The 19619-nt window shown below is 64.7% G+C and carries 14 protein-coding genes; 9 read left to right on the top strand and 5 right to left on the bottom strand.

What is annotated here, in order from left to right; all coding sequences use genetic code 11:
- Positions 1-7 precede the first annotated feature (7 nt).
- Complete coding sequence (locus CHB73_RS03690) at positions 8-979, bottom strand: respiratory chain complex I subunit 1 family protein (protein WP_089272166.1); 972 nt, start codon at positions 977-979, stop codon at positions 8-10.
- Positions 972-4754, bottom strand: coding sequence for a proton-conducting transporter transmembrane domain-containing protein (locus CHB73_RS03685; RefSeq protein WP_089272164.1), 3783 nt, complete (start codon positions 4752-4754; stop codon positions 972-974). Before CHB73_RS03685 ends, CHB73_RS03690 begins: the two co-directional genes overlap by 8 nt.
- Positions 4755-5571: 817 nt before the next feature.
- On the opposite strand from CHB73_RS03685, the gene CHB73_RS03680 reads away from it, so the two are divergent.
- From CHB73_RS03680 to CHB73_RS03675, 3 genes are all read left to right on the top strand, one after another.
- The gene (locus CHB73_RS03680; RefSeq protein ID WP_179216876.1) at positions 5572-6537 is read left to right on the top strand and encodes an AraC family transcriptional regulator; all 966 of its coding nucleotides are present in this window, start codon (positions 5572-5574) and stop codon (positions 6535-6537) included.
- A gap of 243 nt (positions 6538-6780) precedes the next feature.
- Positions 6781-7851 (top strand): MBL fold metallo-hydrolase, encoded by a 1071-nt coding sequence (locus CHB73_RS16695; RefSeq protein WP_179216875.1) that lies wholly within the window; start codon positions 6781-6783, stop codon positions 7849-7851.
- A 22-nt stretch (positions 7852-7873) separates the two neighbouring features.
- Positions 7874-9124: an MFS transporter gene (locus CHB73_RS03675; protein ID WP_179216874.1), complete on the top strand. Its 1251-nt coding sequence runs from the start codon at positions 7874-7876 to the stop codon at positions 9122-9124.
- 126 nt (positions 9125-9250) lie between these two features.
- Here the strand turns inward: CHB73_RS03675 and CHB73_RS03670 are convergent, their stop codons facing one another.
- The 3 genes from CHB73_RS03670 to fdnG form a co-directional block, all read right to left on the bottom strand.
- Complete coding sequence (locus tag CHB73_RS03670) at positions 9251-10126, bottom strand: formate dehydrogenase accessory protein FdhE (protein ID WP_089272158.1); 876 nt, start codon at positions 10124-10126, stop codon at positions 9251-9253.
- 91 nt (positions 10127-10217) lie between these two features.
- Positions 10218-10949: a 4Fe-4S dicluster domain-containing protein gene (locus CHB73_RS03665; protein ID WP_089272156.1), complete on the bottom strand. Its 732-nt coding sequence runs from the start codon at positions 10947-10949 to the stop codon at positions 10218-10220.
- A 24-nt stretch (positions 10950-10973) separates the two neighbouring features.
- The gene (gene fdnG / locus CHB73_RS03660) at positions 10974-14009 is read right to left on the bottom strand and encodes a formate dehydrogenase-N subunit alpha (RefSeq protein WP_089272154.1); all 3036 of its coding nucleotides are present in this window, start codon (positions 14007-14009) and stop codon (positions 10974-10976) included.
- 388 nt (positions 14010-14397) lie between these two features.
- Between fdnG and CHB73_RS03655 the strand changes: the two genes are divergently transcribed.
- The 6 genes from CHB73_RS03655 (at position 14398) to CHB73_RS03630 (ending at position 19589) form a co-directional block, all read left to right on the top strand.
- A complete protein-coding gene (locus CHB73_RS03655) occupies positions 14398-14838 on the top strand; it encodes a winged helix-turn-helix domain-containing protein (RefSeq protein WP_235641494.1) in 441 nt (146 codons plus the stop codon).
- Between the two features lie 213 nt (positions 14839-15051).
- Positions 15052-15879 (top strand): phosphate ABC transporter substrate-binding protein, encoded by an 828-nt coding sequence (locus CHB73_RS03650; protein WP_089272152.1) that lies wholly within the window; start codon positions 15052-15054, stop codon positions 15877-15879.
- A 55-nt stretch (positions 15880-15934) separates the two neighbouring features.
- On the top strand, positions 15935-17671 hold the full coding sequence (locus tag CHB73_RS17070; protein ID WP_235641491.1) for a phosphate ABC transporter permease: 1737 nt from the start codon (positions 15935-15937) through the stop codon (positions 17669-17671).
- Entirely contained in the window at positions 17668-18420 is a 753-nt protein-coding gene (locus tag CHB73_RS03640; protein WP_089272150.1) for a phosphate ABC transporter ATP-binding protein, read from the top strand. Before CHB73_RS17070 ends, CHB73_RS03640 begins: the two co-directional genes overlap by 4 nt.
- 70 nt (positions 18421-18490) lie before the next feature.
- Complete coding sequence (locus CHB73_RS03635) at positions 18491-18700, top strand: TOBE domain-containing protein (RefSeq protein ID WP_089272148.1); 210 nt, start codon at positions 18491-18493, stop codon at positions 18698-18700.
- Between the two features lie 397 nt (positions 18701-19097).
- Positions 19098-19589, top strand: a complete 492-nt coding sequence (locus tag CHB73_RS03630) for a winged helix-turn-helix domain-containing protein (protein ID WP_327438363.1) — start codon at positions 19098-19100, stop codon at positions 19587-19589.
- Positions 19590-19619 lie beyond the last annotated feature (30 nt).

Here is a 19619-nt window from a genome sequence, read left to right as displayed (position 1 = left end):
CCCTTCCTTAACGCAGCAGGAACGCCAGCCCCAGGCTGACGAGCGCCAGCGGTGAGGTGTACTTCACGAAGAACGAAAAGCCCTGGTCCAGGCGCAGCCGACCAGTGGCAGCCCGAAAACACGTCACCGAAACCATAAGCAGCACCAAACACTTCATAATGTGCCAAAGAAGGTTCACCAGCACTCCTCCGCCCCCGGTGGTCACGAGGGGATTCGGGAACAGGAGCGCAACTCCCAACTCCAGCACCACCACCAGCTTCACCGCGCTCATGAGGTGGAACACCGCCAGCAGCGGGCCGGAGTATTCGAGCAGCGGTCCTTCGATGACCTCGGGCTCGGCTTCGGGAATGTCGAACAGTCCGTGGCCCATGGTGCCGGGGATGAAGAGGATCAGCGCCAGGGCCGCGGGCAGCATCACCGGGTCGAAAAGCAGCGGCCCGTGCTGGAACTGGTAGTCCATGATGGCGGGAAGGGACAAAAGCGAGCCGCTTGCGCCGCCCACCCGCACCGCCACCGCAAGGAACGAGGCGATGAGCGGCATCTCATAGGCGAACATCATGCACATCTCGCGGGAGAAGCCCAACGAGCCGTAAGGCGAGCTGGAGGAGCCGCCCGCGAGCATAAGCCCCATGGCCGGGATGGGCAGCAGATAGAGCAGGACAAGCAGGTCGCCCAGCCCGCTCACGCCGTTCCACACGCCGCCGATGGGCATAAGCGCCGCTGTCACCAACATGCCGGTGAGCCCCAGCACCGGCGCCAGCCGGAAGGCCAGCTCGTTGGCTGTATCCGGAATGAGCGTCTCCTTGGTCAGGAGCTTGATGATGTCGAGCGCGGGCTGGTACAGGGGCGGGCCGACGCGCCGCTGCAGCCGGGCCACCACCTTTCTGTCCACGCCCTTGAGCAGCAGCCCCAGGGTGAGGACAAAGAGTCCGCCGGGGAAGAGCAGGATGGCGAAAACCGCTTCAGTGACATCAGTCATGCTGTCCTCCCAGGCGCTTGAGAGAGAAGTGACCCTTGGACAGGCCGGCCAAAAGCTTGATCGGGGCAGCGTAGAGATCGCCAGCGCTGATGCGCGTGAGCCGCTGATCCACGCTGGTCTCGCCGCAGGTGTGGATGGCCGTGCGCCGCACTCTCCGGGCGGTGAGCCGCGCGACGCCCAGCCACACGCCGCCGCCCACGGCGAGGAGCATGAAGCTCAGCAGCGTCATGTTCATGGCGCCGTAGCCAGAAACGATGCCCGTAAGCCCCACTTGCGGCGGCGTAATGCCCAGGGTCTGTTCCAGACCGGCAAGGGGGATGAGCGCCAGACCCGGAAACACGCCGGTGAGCAGGCACAGCCCTCCCAGGATCATGATCGGCAGCCGCATGGCCGGACCGACTTCCGTTGCGCGCTCCGCAGCGGGCGTCAGCTGGCCGAAGAACGCCCCATGCATGAACTTGAGAAAGTACGCCAAGGTGATGACGCTCGACAGGATGGCGATGATGGCCAGCACCAGCTCGCCGCGTTCAATGAGGGCGTAGTAGATGACAAGCTTGGAATTGAACCCGTTGAAGGGCGGCATCCCCGCGGCCGAGAACAGGGCCGCGCTGAAGCACAGGAAGGTTATCGGCATCTTGCGGCCCATGCCGCCAAGTTCCTCCAGGTTGTGGGCGTGGCTGGCGAACATCAGCGCGCCTGCGCACAAGAACGCCAGATCCTTGAAGAGCATATGGTTGAACAGGTGCAGCAGTCCGCCTGTGACGCCAAGCGAAGTGCCCAGGCAGACGCCGAGCACCACATAGCCGAGCTGGCTGACCGTGGAGTAGATGAGCATTTCCTTGATGCCGGTCTGCAACAGCGCCTGGACGCCCGCATACAGGATGGTGACGCCGCCGATCCAGGCGCCCACGTACATGGCCGTGTCCAAGGCCTGGGCCGCGTCGCCGCTGGCCCCCTGGGCCAGGACGAAGCGCAGCAGCATGATGCCGAAGGGGCCGCTCTTCAGCAGCATGGCCGAGATGTAGCCGCTCACCGGGGTGGGCGCGGTGGCCGGGTGCATCTGCCAGTCGATGCGCACCGGCAGCATGGCCGCCTTCATGAGCATACCGACGCCCATCAGGCATATGCCGGGCAGCCACACGCCAGCTGGCGAGGACGCGACGGCCCTTGCCACGACCTCAAAGTCATATCCGCCGCAGCCGTGCCCAAGGAGCAGCACGCCCAGGAACAGGAACGAGGCGCCCGCGATGTTGAACAGGAAGTACTTGGTGCCTTCCTTGAGGGCCGAGGGCGTTTCCTCGTGGATGATGGCGAAGAACAGCGGCCAGCTGCTCATGATCTCCCAGAAGCAGAAGAAGGCCACGAGCGAACCGACCGTCGTCATGCCCACCAGGCCGCTGATCATGGTCAAAAAGACCGCGAAGAAGCGCCAGGGGCTGTGGCTGTGCGACATGTAGCCGGCGGAGTAGGCGACGTTCAGCGCGCCCAGGGCCAGCACCAGCAGGGCGAAATAGCGTTGCAGGTCTGTCGGGAAACCGGCTCCGGCAATGGCCCAGCCCAGGGCCAGCACAAGGCTCAAGGTGGCCGCGGCGCCGACCGCCTTCAGGTTGCGGCGCAGAAGGATCGCCAGCGCCGCGCCCGCAAGCGGCAGGACAGCCGCGCCCGACCAGTGAATGCTGATGTCGGGCAGGGCCCCCCCGGCCGGGAAAAGAGCGCCTGCCGCGGGCAGGATGAGCGCCACCCACTGGGTCGGGAAAACGCCTGAACAGAGCGCCAGCGCAGCCAGTGCGCCGATGGCGAGGCCCATGGTCAGCGGCAGCGGAGCCACGGCCGCGCCTTCGTACTTGCTGAAGAACAACACCTTGATGATCCGGCCATAGTAAATGCAGCCGATGAGACCGCCGACCAGGATCAACGCGGCCATCCACGGCTGCCCTGCGTCCAGCGCGGCCTTGAGCATGAGGAACTTGCTGAAGAATCCGCCCATGGGCGGCAGGCCCATTATGGAGACCAGGCCAACGGCCATGCAGACGCCGGTGAACGGCATGGCCTTGCCCATGCCCGCCAGATCGCCTAGGCGCTGGCTGCCTGCGCGCAGGATGATGCCGCCCGCCGCGAGGAAGAGCAGGTCCTTCATCACCGCGTGGTTCAGCACGTGGGCCAGCGCGCCTGCCGTGGCGGCAAAGGTTCCCAGGCTCAGGACAAGACCAATCTCCCCGATCTGGGCCAGGGTGGAATAGGCCAACATGCGCTTGATATCCTGCTGCGCCAGGGCCATCAGCTCGCCCAGAATGAAGGTCGCGGCCGCCATTGCGGTCAAGAGCCACAGCACCCACTGGCCGTATCCGCCCGCAAGCGGCGTGCTGGCCAGCGCCGACACCACCAGGGCCACGCCGAACACGCCGACCTTGGTCAGCAGGCCGGACAGCGGGGCCGATATGGAGGACGGCGCGACGGGGTGCGCGGCGGGAAGCCAGGCGTGCAGCGGGAAAAAGCCCGCCTTCACCGTAAAGCCCGCCAGCACCATTAGCGCCACGCCCGCAACCGTTGCCGGGCTGTACGCCGAGAGGGCTACGGCCATGCTCCCCAGAACATCGGGAGTGCCGGTGACGGTCAGGGCCAGCAGGCCGACCTGCATGGCCCCTGCGCCGCCCACGCACATCACCAGGTACTGCGCGCCCGCCGCGAGGGACTCGTCCGTGCGCTTGTGCACCACAAGCATATAGGAGGAGAACGTCATGATTTCGAAGCAGCTGTAAAAAGCGGCCGCCTCCGTGGCCGAGGCCAGGCCGATGAGCGAAGCGAACAGGAGGAACAGGAAGAAGGAATAGCGGTCCTCGCCTTCCTGGCCATCCATGTAGCCGATGGAATACACCACGATCAGGCCGCCGCCCATGGCGAAGAGCAGGGTGAAGAATTGGCGCAGCGGCTCTATCGCAGACCCGGCGACAGGAGCGGCCATGACCGCCCCAAGCGTTGCGGCGGCAAGGACCAGTGCCGCCAGACCCCGCAGCTTCGGAGCGAAGCGGACGATGGCGAACAGTGCAAAGGCGCCCAGGTAGGCGATCATCACCGGAAGCGGCCAATCCGCCAGCCCGGCCACGTGGCCTGCGGCTGCGGTGGAGCCGTCCACACGGCCTTGAAGCAGTCCGGCCAGCAGTCCCGTAAGCGGCCCGGAAAAGAGGCAGGCCAGGGCCAGCGCTCCCGCCAACAGCAGCCCGCCGACGCCGACACCGGCGAAATACGCGGACTTGGGCTCCGGCTCCACCCCCTTCTTCAGGCACACCGCATGAACAACGCGCACCGTATACAGTGCGGCGAAGATTCCCGCTGCGGCAAGGGCAAGGGCGACAAGGAGGCTGCCCTTCTGCACCGCGGCAAGGAGCAGGAACTCCTTGCCCGGAGGCGCGGTGAAGGGCGTCAGGCCGATGGCCGTGAACATGGAGAAGCCCAGCAGCAGCGCAAGGCCCGGACGACGGGCGCCCGTCCCCGCCAGCGCCGCAAGGGAAGAGTCGCCTTGCTCCGCCGCCAATCGGCGCAGGCACAGGAACCACACGGCCCTGGCCGCAGCCTGGTAGAGCAGCTGCAAGGCGGCCCCTAGCGTCCCGACCGGTTCTCCCGAACCAACGCCCACAAGCGCATATCCGAGTTGGGCACATGCGGAGTATGCCGTCAGCCGCTTAAGCTCTTTCAGGGATCGAAACGCCAACACCTCGCTCACGAGAGCAATCAGGGCACCTGCAGACATTGCGTACTGGGCGTACGTGAGTTGCATGTCGTCTCCTTGTGGGCGTTTCCCTTCGAATGAGACTGTTCAATGATGCCTTATGTGAATTTGATCACAAGGTATGTCGTGTGCACAAGCAGAGTCAATCCATTGTGCTGATGGTATTTTTTTGAGCTATGCTTCGGCCGCGGCGAAGGCTGCTCCATGCGGGCTGGGGGAGAGGCTGATCGGAACCCCGGACCTGGACAGCCAAGGCAGGCTGATCGGGTTCGCGTGCGCCCGTGCCATGATTTGTGGAAGCGCTGTTCCGCCCGGGTCATTTGAGGCCGCCTTGATGCCGACGGGATCACGGGCGGGGCGGCTGGCTGTCCTGCGGCTGGTCACACGGGGTTGCGGCAAGGGCAGCAAGCATGGGACGGAGTCCTGGCCATTGCGTGGAACCGCTGTGCAAGGGGCGTCGGCACCACACAACATGGTGTTGCCTCATTCACGTCTGGGCAACCTGACGCCAACGGCGTACAGCCGCATTGTCCAGGCCAACGTCAACCGGGAAGCCACCCTCAAGATTGAAGTGGTCCGAAGATACACGGCATGTCGGCACCGACGGAAAAGAAATTCTGGTGTTCGGCTATGCCGTTGTCGCCGACCGCGTAGGTCAGCTCTCCGAGGACGAGGCGAAAGTCATTCCAGGGCAATGTGTCCCAAAAGGGGTGTGTTTTGGTGTCCATGGAGCATCGGATAGCTTGATTTTCGCCCCAATAGGAGTCGCGTCCGAAGCGTGTTGACGCGTTCCGGACGAGAACCTATGCTGCGGAGGTGCCGTCTTTGTGCCCGTATTGCCAATTTTCACGATCTTGGAGTGCGCATGTCCGCCATGTCCGTCTTTGCTCCCACCAGTTTTTTCGGTGACAGAGAGCGGAAAATCTCCATCCGTCCTGGGATCGACATCCGTCTAGGCGATTTTCGTCTCGAACGCCCTGGGGTGTTTCCTTTTCGCTCCAGCTGTGGGACTTGCGAGCTGGCGTTTGTTTTGTCCGGGACCATCCGCAACCGGATTCGGGATGTGGAACAGGAGGTCGTGGTTCCGCCCCGGTATGCCGCCGTATGGGCGCCCCCAAGCCGGGAAGGTATCCATGGATGCGCGCCCGGCGAGGATATCCGCTTTGCCTGTATCAGCATACAGTGTTCCCTCTTCGATTCCCTGGGGGCCAACCTAGGGCTTTCGGCTGTTTGGGAAAAGGTAGGGGCGGATCATCGACTTTTCCCCATGAATGTCGCCATGCAGGCAGCAGTGCAGCAGATATTCCTCTGCCCCTACCGGGGGCGCGCAGGCATGGTCTTTCTGGAGGCCAAAGCCTTGGAACTCATTTCGCACATCATGTCCGAACTGAACCCTGATCCCTTAGGTTTTCCAGGTTGTCCATGCGGCCCCAATAGTCCCAATGCCGGGCCGAACTCCGCCGCTCCGGCGGGCAATTTCCCTGCCTTGGCTGGAACCTCGCAATTTCGTCATGTCCGGCGAATTCTGCAGGAGAACATGGTTTCTCCTCCGTCCCTTGCCGAACTGGCTGCGCGGGCGGGCTTGAGCGTGACCACCTTGACCCGAGGATTCCGCAAGATCTATGGGGTTTCGGTTTTCGAATTTCTACGGAGCGAGCGCCTTGAAAAGGCAAAGATGCTCTTGGAGTCGGGCGAGGCGAACGTGACGGAAGCCACCTACGCCGTGGGTTTTTCCAGTCCAGCCCATTTGACCCGTCTGTTTTCCCGTCGCTTCGGCATCAGTCCTAGCGCATTGCGCAGGAATGTTTCCACTCTCCACTCCGACAGCTAGTGTTGCGTTCGCCGTATTGCTTTCCTGACCTCTTTCCCCTGCTGTTTCCCGCAGTCATGCAGTGACGGTTTCGCATCGAAACGACCTCCACAGACAAGAAAACGCCCGGTGCGTGCATGCGTTTCCTTTCCGATCCGTTCAGGATTGAGGGAGGAACGGGGTGCGGCTCTATCGCGCAGGCGGAATGCCGCACAAATCCATCCGGTCCGACAAGCTGGGCTAACAGCCTGGAGGAGGTTGCATATGGAGGCGAATCGTCGAGCGTTTCTCAAGACACTGGCCGGGGCATCCGTAGTCGGAATGTCCGGATTGTTTTGTCTCCCTGAGCTGCAGGCCAGCGCCCCGAAGCTGGATTTCGGCGAGGTTCGGGGGCTGACCATCAAATGCGTTTCCGAGGTGGGCTGGTTTGATACGGAAATGATCGCCAACGATGTGCGCAGGGCTGGCGGCCCTTCCATGAATCAGTACGACATTCCTTTCGCTCCGGACAATGCAGGAGGATACAGCGCGCTTCTGACTGTCGAGGATTTTGAGGGCGGGAAGACCAGCTATCTGTTGGACACGGGCTGGAGCACCGCCTGGATGGATCATGCCTTTGCCAAAAGTGGCGTCGATGAAATGCTGCGAAATCGTACGATTGCAGGGCTCATAATTTCCCACGATCACAACGACCACTTCTGGGGGCTGGAAAGCACGCTGAAGAACGACCCCGGTATCCCCATCATTTTTCCGGCCACATTGCAGGAGAAAAGCCTTCGCCTGCTCGATGGCGCGGACTATTCCGCGCTTTCTGGCAATCCCCGCAACAGCTTCCCGCACACCGGGCCGCGTACAGCAGTGCCTGCCGGTGGTATGTGCGTCCCGCAGCTCGGTGTTGCCATTGCTATGCTGGATGTGGACATCCCGCTCGGAGTGCGGGGGGAAAACGTGGTCTACGTCAAGGTCAGGGACAAGGGCTATGTCATTGTTACAGGTTGCGGCCATCCCGGCATCGGACGGCTGATCGACCATGCGGCGGCGAATTTCTTGGATGGAGGCAGGATGTACGGATGCTATGGAGGATTGCACATCGCCCCCCTGGAAAAATGGCATCCGGAAATGCAGGGCAGCATCGACAAGATACAGGCGTCGGGGATGCGGAAAGTTGCTTGCAACCACTGCACCGGGCGGGTCTGGGCCCGACGGGCACAGGAGCAGGGCGTTCCAGTCGTGCCTGGGACCGATGGTTTCCGGGCCTACGACAGGCTGGCGAAGAACGCCCCTGACACGGGAGCAAACCTGTATGTCGGCAACGGCGATCTGGTTGTGTTCTGAGCCGGTGTTTGCCATGCGTTTCATGAATGCACGCACCATTCTCCGCGGTCTCTCGCTTGGGGAAGAGGGGAAAATCGTCCTGATCGCCGCGCTCATCCAGTTCGTGAACATCATGGACTTCATGATGGTCATGCCACTGGGCCCCGATATCGCCAAGGTCCTGCCCGTGACCAACTCGGACATCGGGATTATTTGCGGCTGCTACACGCTGGCTGTGTCCTTTTCCGGAATCCTATGCGCCGGGTTTCTCGACAGGTTCGACAGGAAAAGCGTGGCCCTCGCCGCCGTGGCCGGACTGAGCCTGAGCACCGTGGCCACGACTCTGGCGCAAAGCCTTCTGGGCCTGATCTTCTGCCGTATCCTGGCAGGCATGTTCGGAGGGCCAGCGGCGGCCATCGCCCTGACCATCACCACCGACGCCGTGCCTCCACAGAGACGGGGACGCGCCCTGGCAATTGTCATGGGAACGTTTTCCGTTTCCGCCATCGTGGCGCTGCCCTTCGGCCTGGAGCTGGCCCGGCTGGGATCGTGGACCTGCCCGTTCTACGTCATTTCCGCCGTGGGGGCCCTTGTCTTCGCAGTCATCGCGGCGACCATGCCGTCCATGACCGGCCATCGTGCCCGGGCCGCAAAGACGGCGGGGCGCTTTGGGGCGCTGCTGCGCGAAAAGGCCCATTGCATGGCCCTGGCCATGTTCGGCTCGTCCAAGATTTCCTCCTTCCTCATCATTACCAATATCTCCGCATTCTACCAGTTCAACAGGGATTTTCCCAGAGAACAGCTGGGCACGCTGTACTTCGCGGCTGGAATCGTCAGCCTGGTCGCGGTCCAGATCGCGGGACGGCTCAACGACAAGGTCGGGCCGATTCCCCTGAACCTGGCGACCACCGCGCTTCTGGGGCTTTTCATTGCGGACGGGTTCATGCATCCGAGCATCAGTTCCCTGCTGGTGGTGTTCGTCATGTTCTCCGCCCTGGTCTGCATGAGGGACGTCTCGGCGGCGGCGGAAGGCTCCAAGCTGCCGCAGCCGCACGAACGGGGGGCGTTCATGTCTCTTGCCGCCTCGGTGCAGCATCTGGGCAACGGGCTGGGCGCGCTGCTGTCCTCGGCCATTCTCACCACGGCGGACAGCGGCGCATTGGTCGGGATGACCACGGTGGCGGGGCTTTCCATCGTGCTGGCTCTGGTGCAGCCAGCGGTATTGGTGTGGCTCGCGCAAAGCGGAGGGAAAGAGCTCCTGCCAAGACCCGCGGGGAGGGGAGCCGGGCGATAATCCGCACAACCCAAAAAGGGGGGGGAGGGCCATGAGCGCCGTTCCCCCCGCATGTTTTTTGTGGATGCCCTTGCAGGCCTCTGCCTTCGGTGTACCGAGGCGTCCGGTCGAAGCGGGGGGCGCCGTTCACGCCATGAGCCCGCTCCAGATGTGCCCGGCCAGCGGGCGGAATTTCCGCGCAATGGCCCTGGCCTCCAGCGGCGCCATGACCAGCGCCGCGGCGTCCGGATGCGGCACGGCCACGAGTTCCGCGCTGTCCAGGCAGAGGAGGAAGCCTTTGCAGCGGGTGCAGCAGTCCGCGCGCTCGAAGGGGCGCTCCGGGTCGCGCAGGACCACCAATTCGTCTGGCTCCTCGCAGCCGCAGGACGGGCAGGACACGCGTTTGTGCGCCCACTCCGTGGCGCAGCAGGAACAACGCAGGAAGCGCTTGCCGCCATGGGCGGTGATGAAGGCCTCGTTCCCTTCGGGCTTGCGCAGCACGCTCATGTGCGGCGCGCCGCCGCACAGCGGGCACACGTTTCCCTGCCAGGGCAGCCCGCTGATGAGCGCCGCCAGGTCCTCGGCCTGGCGCTCCAGAAAGGGGCGCACCGTCTCGGCGGCCACAAAGGACAGCAACTCCGGCGCGATGCCCGCGACGCTGGCATCGCGCCCGAAGGCCGCAGCCCACAGGACTTCCGGCGTGAGGCTCCCCAGTGCCACTGCGTCCTCCAGCGCGGCAAGCTCCCTGTCCAGGCCCGGCAGGCTGGCGCGCAGCAGCGGGACAAGGTCCTTCAACGCCGAGCAAAGGTCCGCATCAGGGCGCTGGAAGCCGCCCTCCGGCAGCAGCGGGCGTCCTGAGGAAAAGGCTTCCGGCTCCAGCTCCGGGGGGGTGCCCCGCCAGCCTGGGGCGGCTTGGCGGCGCAGGTCCCGGGAGATGAGCAGCGGTCCGAAAGCGGCGGCCAAAGGCTCAAGGGCGGGATTCATCCCAAGTTCGCGGGCCAGGGTGACTTCGATGGTTTCCATGTGCGTTGCTGCTCCTTGCGGCTATGCGGGCAAAGGGGCGGGGCCGCCCGGCTCTGGAGAAACCGGACGGCCCCGCGTGGATGGAGGGGTATCAGCCCTGGATCTGCTTGGCCGCGCGGCGCAGGGGCTCGAACATGCCGGCGAAGAACTCCTGCCTGGTCATGCCCGGAGCGCCTGCCGCGTCGGCGACGGCGAACTTGTGATACTTGGCCGGTTCGTCGGCGATCAGGTAGATCACGCTGACGGAATCCATGTCGCACAGTTGCGCCTTGGGGAACTCCCGCTGCACGGCGGCGAGCCGCTTGGCCGCCTTGGCCAGGATCTCGCTCCGCTCGCCGAAGTGCATGGCCCCCATGGCGCAACTTTTCACGCACATGGGCAGCATGTTCTTCTTCACCCGGTCGATGCACATGTCGCACTTGACGATGCGCTTGGTCTTGGGGTTCAGGCGCGGGATGTCGTAGGGGCAGGAGCCGCGGATGGTCTCGAAGTCCTCCTTGGCCGTTTTCTCGGTGTAGATGACCGCCCCGGTGTCCTTGTCGATGATGATGGAATCCGGCAGGCTCGCGCCGGACTTGCACGGGGCGTCCAGGCAGTGGCGGCACTGGTCCGGGAAGAAGTTCCAGGTCACCGTGCCCTTTGCGTCCATGTGTTCGGCGAAGCGCACCAGCTTGAAGTTGAAGTGCGTCAGGTCTGGCGGATTCTGATGGGTGCCGCGCTGCTTGGTGGGCACGGCGGGGAAGTCCTTCCACTCCTTGCAGCCCACCTGGCAACCCCGGCAGGCTGTGCATTTCGTGGTGTCGATGAAAAATGCCTTTGGCATGTCGTCGCTCCTTGTCGTTTGCGCCTACAGCTCGGTGACCTTGGTCGCCTTGTACACGTTCACCAGGCAGGCCTTGTATTCCGGAATGCTGGTGTTGGGATCGCCGATGGACACGGTGACGCGGTTGGTGGTGTCGCCGCACTTTGGCTTGGTCCAGCCGAAGCAGAAGGGCATCCCCACCAGGTGCGTGGTCTTGCCCATGATGGTGAAGGGCTTGACGCGCACCGTGACCATGGCCACGGCCTGGGTCTTGCCGCGCAGGCTCTCCACGATGACCACGTCGCCGTTTTTGACGCCCTTTTCCTTGGCCAGTTCATGGCTCATCTCGATGTACTGCTGGGGCTCGGCCTCAAGCAGGGCCGGGCCGTTGCGCGTCTCCGATCCGGAGCACCAGTGCTCGGTGAGGCTGTACGTGGTGAGCACGATGGGGAAGCGCGGGTCGCCGTGCTCGGCCAGCTTGTCCATGTCGCTCTTGATGACCTTCATCACCGGGTTGTGCATCTGCGCCGAGAAGGGGTTCACCGTGAGCGGGGTCTCGGCGGGTTCGTAGTGCTCGGGGAAGGGGCCGTCCTCGCGGCCGGGACCGAAGAGCTGGGAATGGCCTTCCGTGTGCATGATGAAGGGGTACACGCCGTCCTTCATGGCCATGGGAGGCTGTCCGCCATCGGGCACGTCGCCCACCCACTTGCCGTCCTTCCACTCGATGACGGCCTTGTCCGGGTTGTAGGGCTTGCCGTTCACGTCCACGCTGGCGCGGTTGTACAGAATGCGCCGGTCCATGGGCCAGGCCCAGGCGAACTTGGGGAACAGGTGGATTTTTGCCTGCATGGGCGTCTGGGCCAGGTCGCGCCGCTTGGCCAGGTTGCCAGCCTCTTCGGTGAAGCCGCCGCAGTAGAGCCAGTTCATGCTGGTGGTGCTGCCGTCGTCCTTTAGGTTGGGGAAGCCCGGAACACACTGCCCACGCTGGTAGGTCTTGCCGCCCACCGTGGTCTCGCGGGTGAAGACGCCGTTGATGCGCTTGGCCACGGCCTCGGCGTCAAAGGTCTTGGGGTAGTCGGCCTTGGTGATGGGCTCGGGGAACGCGCCGCCGTCCTTCAGGTACAGGTCGCGCACGCGGTTCATGATCTCCACGAACATCTCGCCCATGTTGCGGCTCTTGCCCAGGGGCTCGGCGCACTTGTAGTGCCACATGTGCCAGCGACCGGAATTGGAGATGGTGCCGGCCTTTTCCGCGCGGTAGGCGCTGGGCAGCAGGAACACCTCGGTCTTGATCTTCTTGGGGTCCACGCCGGGCCGACGCCAGTTGTCCGTGGTCTCGTTGTGGAACACCTCGCCGATGACCAGCCAGTCGAGCTTGTCCCAGGCCTTGCGCACCTTGTTGGAGTTGGGAACGCTCTGGCAGGGGTTGTGGCCGAAGCACAGGCCGCCTTTGATCTGGTCCTTGTACATGCGGTCGAAGATGTACAGGTGCGAGTAGTCCTCGCCCGGATCCATCTTGGGCACCCAGGAGTAGCCGAAGTCGTTGTCCTTGGTGGCGTTGTCGCCGTACCAGCTCTTGAGCAGGCTGACCACGTACTTGGGCCTGTTCTGCCACCAGTTCACGCTCATGGGGTCCGCGCTCTTGGGCGTGTAGGCTTTCAGATACTCGCCCAGGCTCTGGTACTTCGCGGTGGGCGTGCTGTGGTAGCCGGGCAGATAGCCATAGAGCAGGGCGTGGTCCGTGGTGCCCTGCACGTTGGGCTCGCCGCGCAGGGCCGCAATGCCGCCGCCAGCCACGCCCACGTTGCCCAAGAGCTGCTGGATGAGCCCGGAAGCGCGGATGTTCTGCACGCCCACGCTGTGCTGGGTCCAGCCCAGTGCGTAGACAAAGGCTCCCGCCTTGTTCGGCTTGCCCGTGGCGCTGAAATCTTCATACACGCGCAACAGGTCCGCCTTGGATACGCCGGTGACCGAGGACACCTTGTCCAGGTCGTAACGGCTGTAGTGCTCGCGCATGACGTTGATGACGCAGCGGGGGTGTTTGAGCGTCCTGTCGCGTTTCACCAGCCCCTTCTCGTCCTTCTCGAAGGCCCAGGCGCCCTTGTCGTACGTGCCCTTGGCCGCGTCGAACCCGGCGAACATGCCGTCCTTGAAGGAGTACTTCTCGCCCACCAGAAAGCTGGCGTTGGTGTAGTTCACCACGAACTCTTCAAAGTACTTCTTGTTGTCCAGGATGTACTTGATCATGCCGCCCAGCATGGCGATGTCCGTGCCGGAGCGGATGGGCACGTGGTAGCTGCTGCGGGCCGAGGTGCGCGAGAACTTGGGGTCCACGTGGACCACAACCGCGCCCTTCTCCTTGGCCATGTTGATCCAGCGGAAGGTCATGGGGTGGTGCTCCGCGCAGTTGCTGCCCATGATGAGCACGGCGTCGGAATTGCCCAGGTCGGAGTAGTGGTTGGTCATGGCCCCGCGGCCGAAGCACTCGGCCAGGGCCGGGACAGACGGGCTGTGGCAGATGCGCGCCTGGTGGTCGAAGTGCACGATGCCGAAGGCGCGGATCATCTGGTGCAGCACGGCGGCCTCTTCGTTGGAAACCTGGGAGGAGCCCAGGTGGAACACGCTCTCCAGCCGGTTGACCACGGCGCCGGACGCGTTTTTGGCTTTGAAGTCGCGGTCGCGCTGGTTCTTGATGCGTTTGGCGATGCGCTCCATCATCCAGTCCCAGTCCTTCTCCACCCATTTGGTGGCGCCGGGGGCGCGGTACAGGGGCTTGGTGAGCCGCTCGGGGCTGTTGTGCAGGCTCTTCAAGGACGCGCCCTTGGCGCACAGGCCGCCGCCGCTCACGGGATAGTCCGGATCGCCCTCCACGTTGATGATCTTGCCGTCCTTGGCGTGCACCAGCACGTTGCAGCAGCAGGAACAGAACGGGCAGATGGAGATGGACTCCTTGGCCCCTTCGATCTTGAGCCCCGCGGCGTAGGCCTGGGTGGGCGAAAGGTCGATGCCCAGCCGCGACAGCCCCAGGGCCGCCGTTCCGGCGCCGAGCAGTTTGATGAATCCTCGACGTGATACGCTCATGCCTCCTCCTTGTGTTGTCAGTCCCGGCGGCGCGGTGCGGCCGCCGTTTCGTGTGCCGATTCTGGCAATCATGCCACGGCATCGGGATTCGGCAATATTTATTCAATCATTTAAAAGTGTTTTATGAAACACATATGTCCACGACACCTCTCCACCATGATTTCAGACGGTTGGCGAAGTGCCAAATCTTGAATATGTGCGCCGATGTTGCATATGCTTGTGGCCGGAAATATGAAACGCGTACAATGAGAACTACGACCTGTTGGCTGGGCATGACCCACAAGCAACCAAAGGAGTAGAGCATGAACGCACCGTCACATCCGGTGCCAAGCCTCGGATTGGACGACCGTTGGCCGGAGCCGGTCCGAGGGGGCAGGAGGACTGACGCATGACCACACACCCTCTCCCGTCCGGTCCGGACGGGTTCGACGGGCAGATCCCCCTTGAACCGCTAAAGACAAGCTCCGAGCGTCCCATCGTCCGTCTGCACATTTGGCTGGAGAGCCACGGCGAGCTGTTCTTCGGCATCGGCCGCGCCCAACTGCTCTTCAACATCCAGCACTACGGATCCATCAAGAAGGCCGCCCAAAACATGGGCATGAGCTATCGCGCCGCCTGGGGCAAGATCCAGCAGAGCGAGCAGGCCCTCGGCGTCAAGCTTGTGGAGCAGCGCGGCGCCAAACGCGAAGGCCTGCGCCTGACGCGCGAGGGCGAGGAACTGGCCGACATGTTCCAGGCCTGGTTCATGGCCGTGGAGCGCTGCGCCCTGTCGCAGGCCAACTCCATCTTTCCCTTCCCCGTGGCTGGCTTTGACCAGCCGGACACCTGACGGCAAAACCTGCTCGCGGCGTGACCGCGAGAAACATCGGCAGGCACGGCAGGGTTTTTTGACCTCCTGTGCCAGGGGCTGAAATTCCCCTGGCGGAGTTGCGCGATACGAAAGATTGACATAGAAATGTTCAATTCGTCGTATTTGCTTTGGCGTTGGCGGCGGCCCCTGCGCGCGGCGCCCGAACACCGCACACTTCAGGAGGTCCATCCCATGCGCAAGACCCTGCTGCCGACGCTTTTGTCCCTGGCCCTGCTGCTCGCCGCCGCGCCCGCCCAGGCGGGTGATCTCGACGCCTTTGCCGGAAAATCCGGCAAGATCGACATCGCCGGTGGCACGGCGCACATCCCGGTGATGAAGGAGGCGGCCAAGCGCATCATGCAGAAGGCTCCCGGCGTCCGCATCACCGTTGCTGGCGGCGGCTCCGGCGTGGGCGTGCAGAAGGTGGGCGAGGGCCTGGTGGACATCGGCAACACCGGCCGCGCCCTCACCGAGGCCGAGGTGGCCAAGTACGGGCTCAAATCCTACGCCTTCGCCATCGACGGCGTGGCCGCAGTGGTGCACCCCAAGAACCCGGTGAGCGCGCTGACCCACAGCCAAGTGCGGGACATCTTCGCGGGCAAGATCGCCAACTGGAAGCAACTCGGCGGGCGCGACGCGGCCATCCACCTCTACACCCGCGACGAGGCCAGCGGCACCCGCGAGGTGTTCTGGGAGATCATGCTCAAAAAGGGCCAGATCGCGCCCTCAGCCAACGTGGTGGCCTCCAACGGAGCCATGAAGACCGCGCTGGCGGGAGACGCCGACGGCATCGGCTACGTCTCCATCGGCCACATCGACGCCACCATCAAGGCTCCCACGCTGGACGGCGTGGCCCCGACCCAGGACAACGCCAAGAGCGGCAAGTACCCCGTGACCCGAAAGCTGTACATGAACACCAAGGGCGAGCCCACAGGCGTCGTGGCCAGCTTCATCAGCTACATCCAGGGGCCGGAGGGCGCGGCCATCACCGCCTCCGACGGATACATCCCCACCAAGTAGCATGGCCGACGCGATCAGAGCGCGCGGAATCCTCCGGCCTGCCGGGGAGCGGGGCATGTTGGTCCTGCTCTCCGGCGCGGCGGGCGCAAGCGTGCTGTGCGTGGCGGGCATCCTGGGCTTCCTGGTCTGGTTCAGCCTGCCCCTGCTTCAGCCCGGCCAGCTTGCGGCAGTGCTTTCCTGGACCTGGCAGCCCACCTCGGACCGCTTCGGCATCCTGCCAATGGCCGTGGGGTCGCTGTTGCTGGCGTCTTCGGCCATGCTCCTGGCCTGGCCGCTTGGCCTGGGGCTGGCGCTGTTCGCCCACGGACTCGGCCCGGCCAGGATCTCGCCCCCCCTCCTGGCCCTGGTACGGCTGATGAGCGGCGTCCCCACGGTGGTCTATGGCCTGGCCTCGGTGTTCCTGCTGGTGCCGCTGTTGCGCTCGTGTTTCACGGGCACCAGCGGTTTCTCCTGGCTGGCGGCCATGCTGGTGCTGGCCTTGCTCGTGCTGCCCACGGTGACGCTGGTGCTGGACGGCCAGCTCAGACTCCTCGTCCCCGGCCTGCGCCTCACGGCGGCGGCGCTGGGGCTCACCCCGGCCCAGACCCTGGTGCGCCTAGCGCTGCCCCAGTGCGGCCACGGACTAAAGGCGGCGGCAGCCTTGGGATTTGGCCGGGCCATCGGCGACACGCTCATCGCCCTCATGCTTTCCGGCAACGCAGCCCAGGTGCCGCATTCGCCCCTGGACTCCCTGCGGGCGCTCACGGCGCACATCGGGCTCGTGCTGGCCACGGACAGCCAGAGCGAGGCCTATGGCTCGCTCTTCGCCTGCGGGCTCGCGCTTTTTGGCATGAGCCTGGCCGTGAACCTCGGCCTGCGGGGCTTGAGCCGGAGGCCGGGCCAGACCGCCTTTTTCGCATATCTCGGTCGGCCCCTCCCCGGCCTGGAGACCTTGGCCACTGGGCTCTCCTGGACCTCGGCCATCCTTGTTCCGGCGGCGCTGGCGGCGCTGCTCGGCTTTCTGTTCCTGCGCGGCCTGCCCGTCGTAAGCCTGGTGCTCTTTTTCGGCGACACGTCGCCCCTGGACGCGCTTGTGCGCGGCGCGCCGGTGTTCGACGGGCTCTGGCCAGCCTGCCTGGGCACCCTCTGGCTGGTGGGGCTGGCCGCGCTCTTCGCCGTTCCCGTTGGCCTGGCCGGGGGCATCCACCTGGCGGAGTTCGCCACAGGCCGCGCCGCGCGCCTGGCCTCCTTCTGCGTGGACCTGTTGGCGGGCGTGCCGTCCATCCTCATGGGGCTGTTCGGCTTCGCGCTGATTTTGCTCCTGCGGCGCACCTTCTGGCCCAGCGCCAACACCTGCCTGCTGCTCTCGGCCCTGTGCCTGGCCCTGCTCGTGTTGCCCTATCTGGTGAGCGCCACCCGCGCCGCCCTGGCCGGGTTGCCGCAGGAACTGCGCCTGACCTGCGCCGCGCTTGGGCTTTCGCGCTGGCAGGCGGTGAAGCGGGTGCTGTTGCCCGCAGCAAGGCAGGGCATCCTGGGCGGGGTGGTGCTGGCCCTTGGACGTGCGGCCGAGGACACCGCCGTGATCCTGCTCACCGGTGTGGTGGTGGGTGCTGGCAGGCCGGGCGCGCTTACGGACAAGTTCGAGGCCCTGCCCTTCACCATCTATTACCTGGCCGCCGAGCACCAGACCCCGCAGGAGCTGGATCTGGCCTTTGGCGCGGCGCTGACGCTGCTCGCCCTCACCCTGGCGCTTTTCGCCCTGGCGCGCAGGCTGGGCGGTACGACAAATGAGGCCTGGAGGCCCGGCACATGACGGCCATCGAGATACGCGACCTGAACGTCTCCTTCGGCGGACGCCCCGTGCTGCGCGGCCTGAACCTGGACGTGTCCCAGGGCGGCCCCACGGTGCTGCTGGGCCGCTCGGGCTCGGGCAAGACCACGCTCCTGCGCGCCATCAACCGGTTGAACGAATGCCTGCCGGGCTGCGAGACCACCGGCTCGGTGCGCATCCGCCTGACCGGGGCCATGCAGGACGCCTACGGCCCGGACATGCGGCCCGAGACCCTGCGCACCCGCGTGGGCATGGTCTTCCAGACGCCCAACCCGCTGCCCGCCGGCATCGCGGAAAACATCGCCCTGCCGCTGGCCCTGGCCCACGGGCTGGGCAAAGCGGAGATCGCCGCGCGCATGGAGGCGTCGCTCAGGGAAGCCGGGCTGTGGGGCGAGGTGAAGGACCGGCTGGAGGCTCCGGCGGCCTCGCTCTCTGGCGGACAGCAGCAGCGCCTGTGCCTGGCCCGCGCGCTGGCGGCGCGGCCGGAGGTGCTCTTGCTGGACGAGCCCACGGCCTCGCTGGACTACCAGGCCGCGCGGGGCATCGAGGAACTGCTCCTGGAGCTCGCTTCGCGCTACACGCTGCTGGTGGTCTCCCATGGGCTGAACCAGGCCCGGCGGCTGGCGCGCAACGTGTTCGTGCTGTGCGAAGGCTCGGCGCTGGAGGCCGTTGACCGGGAATTGCTCACCGACCCTGAAGGGTTTTCACGCCTCATGGACGAATTGTTCTGAGGTTTGTGGCTGGGGTGTCACCCGCCCGCGCGGCATGGCGGGGCAACGCAGAATCACGGAGGAGACGGCGATGAAGTACGGCGCGCGCAACAAGCTTACGGCCAAGGTGACCAGCGTGAAGAAGGGCGACGTCATGGCGCTGGTGAAGTTCCAGGTCATCGACCCGGGCGAGATGGCCTCGGTGCTCACCACCGAATCCGTGGACGACCTGGGCCTCAAGCCCGGCGACGAGGTGCAGCTGTTCATCAAGGCCATCCACGTGCTGCCCGTGAAGGAGTAGCGCCTTACCCCCCCCCGCGTTGCGCGTGCTGAAAGCAGGGCAGAGGGCCCGCGCGCAATGCGGAGCTGGTCGGGGCGTATTCCATTCGGGCTCCTCTTCCCGGGCTTTGAGAACGCACGACCGGGGGCGGACGGCTCCAACGGTGTTCTCCGCCCCTTCTCACCAGCCTGCCGCCCGGAAGCATGGCCCTCTTCTCGTGCGCTCCGCGATCCCCATCCGGCGGGTGCCTCCAGCGGTGCCATGACCAGGGCCGCAGCGGCCACGTTGTGGGGCTCAAACTGTCTTGGTGCCAAATCTCGTACCAGTTCACGCAATTCGACTTTTTTCGCGTGAATCCGCATAACCTGTTCTGTCTATTTTGACAGAATAAGGCGCCCCGGTGGCGAGAGGAGCAGGCATGTGCCAGCGTCAAGAATCCAAGGATGACAGCCACCTGGATCTTGCCGACTGTTCGATGGATGCACATCGTCCATCACAGGCGGTCATCCGCCTGCACCTGTGGCTTGAGGGGGCGGAAGGAACGCTTTTCGGCATGGGCCGCTTGCAGCTTTTGGAGCGCGTGGAAAGCTGCGGCTCCATCAAGGCCGCGGCAGAAGAGCTGGGCATGAGCTATCGGGCCGCCTGGGGCAAACTCAAGGCTTCGGAGGAAGCGCTGGGGGCGCCCCTGGTGGAGAAGCTTGGGGGCAACAAGAGTGGCTGCCGCCTTACCGCGAGCGGCCGCGCCCTGGCCGAAAGCTATCGCCGTTGGTTCGCCGAGGTGGAGCGCCACGCGCTGGAGAGCGCGGCCGATCTTTTCCCTTTCCCGTGTCGTCGCTTCATGGTGCGCGAACGCGCAGCCTCCCTCCCGGTTGAAGGGCGTGTGTTTATTCAAACACATGAACGCCGTTGACCTGAATTTGCCCCTCACGCTATGCCTATG

It is taken from the genome of Humidesulfovibrio mexicanus (genome assembly GCF_900188225.1).
Classification (GTDB): domain Bacteria; phylum Desulfobacterota; class Desulfovibrionia; order Desulfovibrionales; family Desulfovibrionaceae; genus Humidesulfovibrio; species Humidesulfovibrio mexicanus.
The sequence above is the reverse complement of the archived record's forward strand: the minus strand, read 5'-3'. Positions and strand labels throughout refer to the sequence as shown.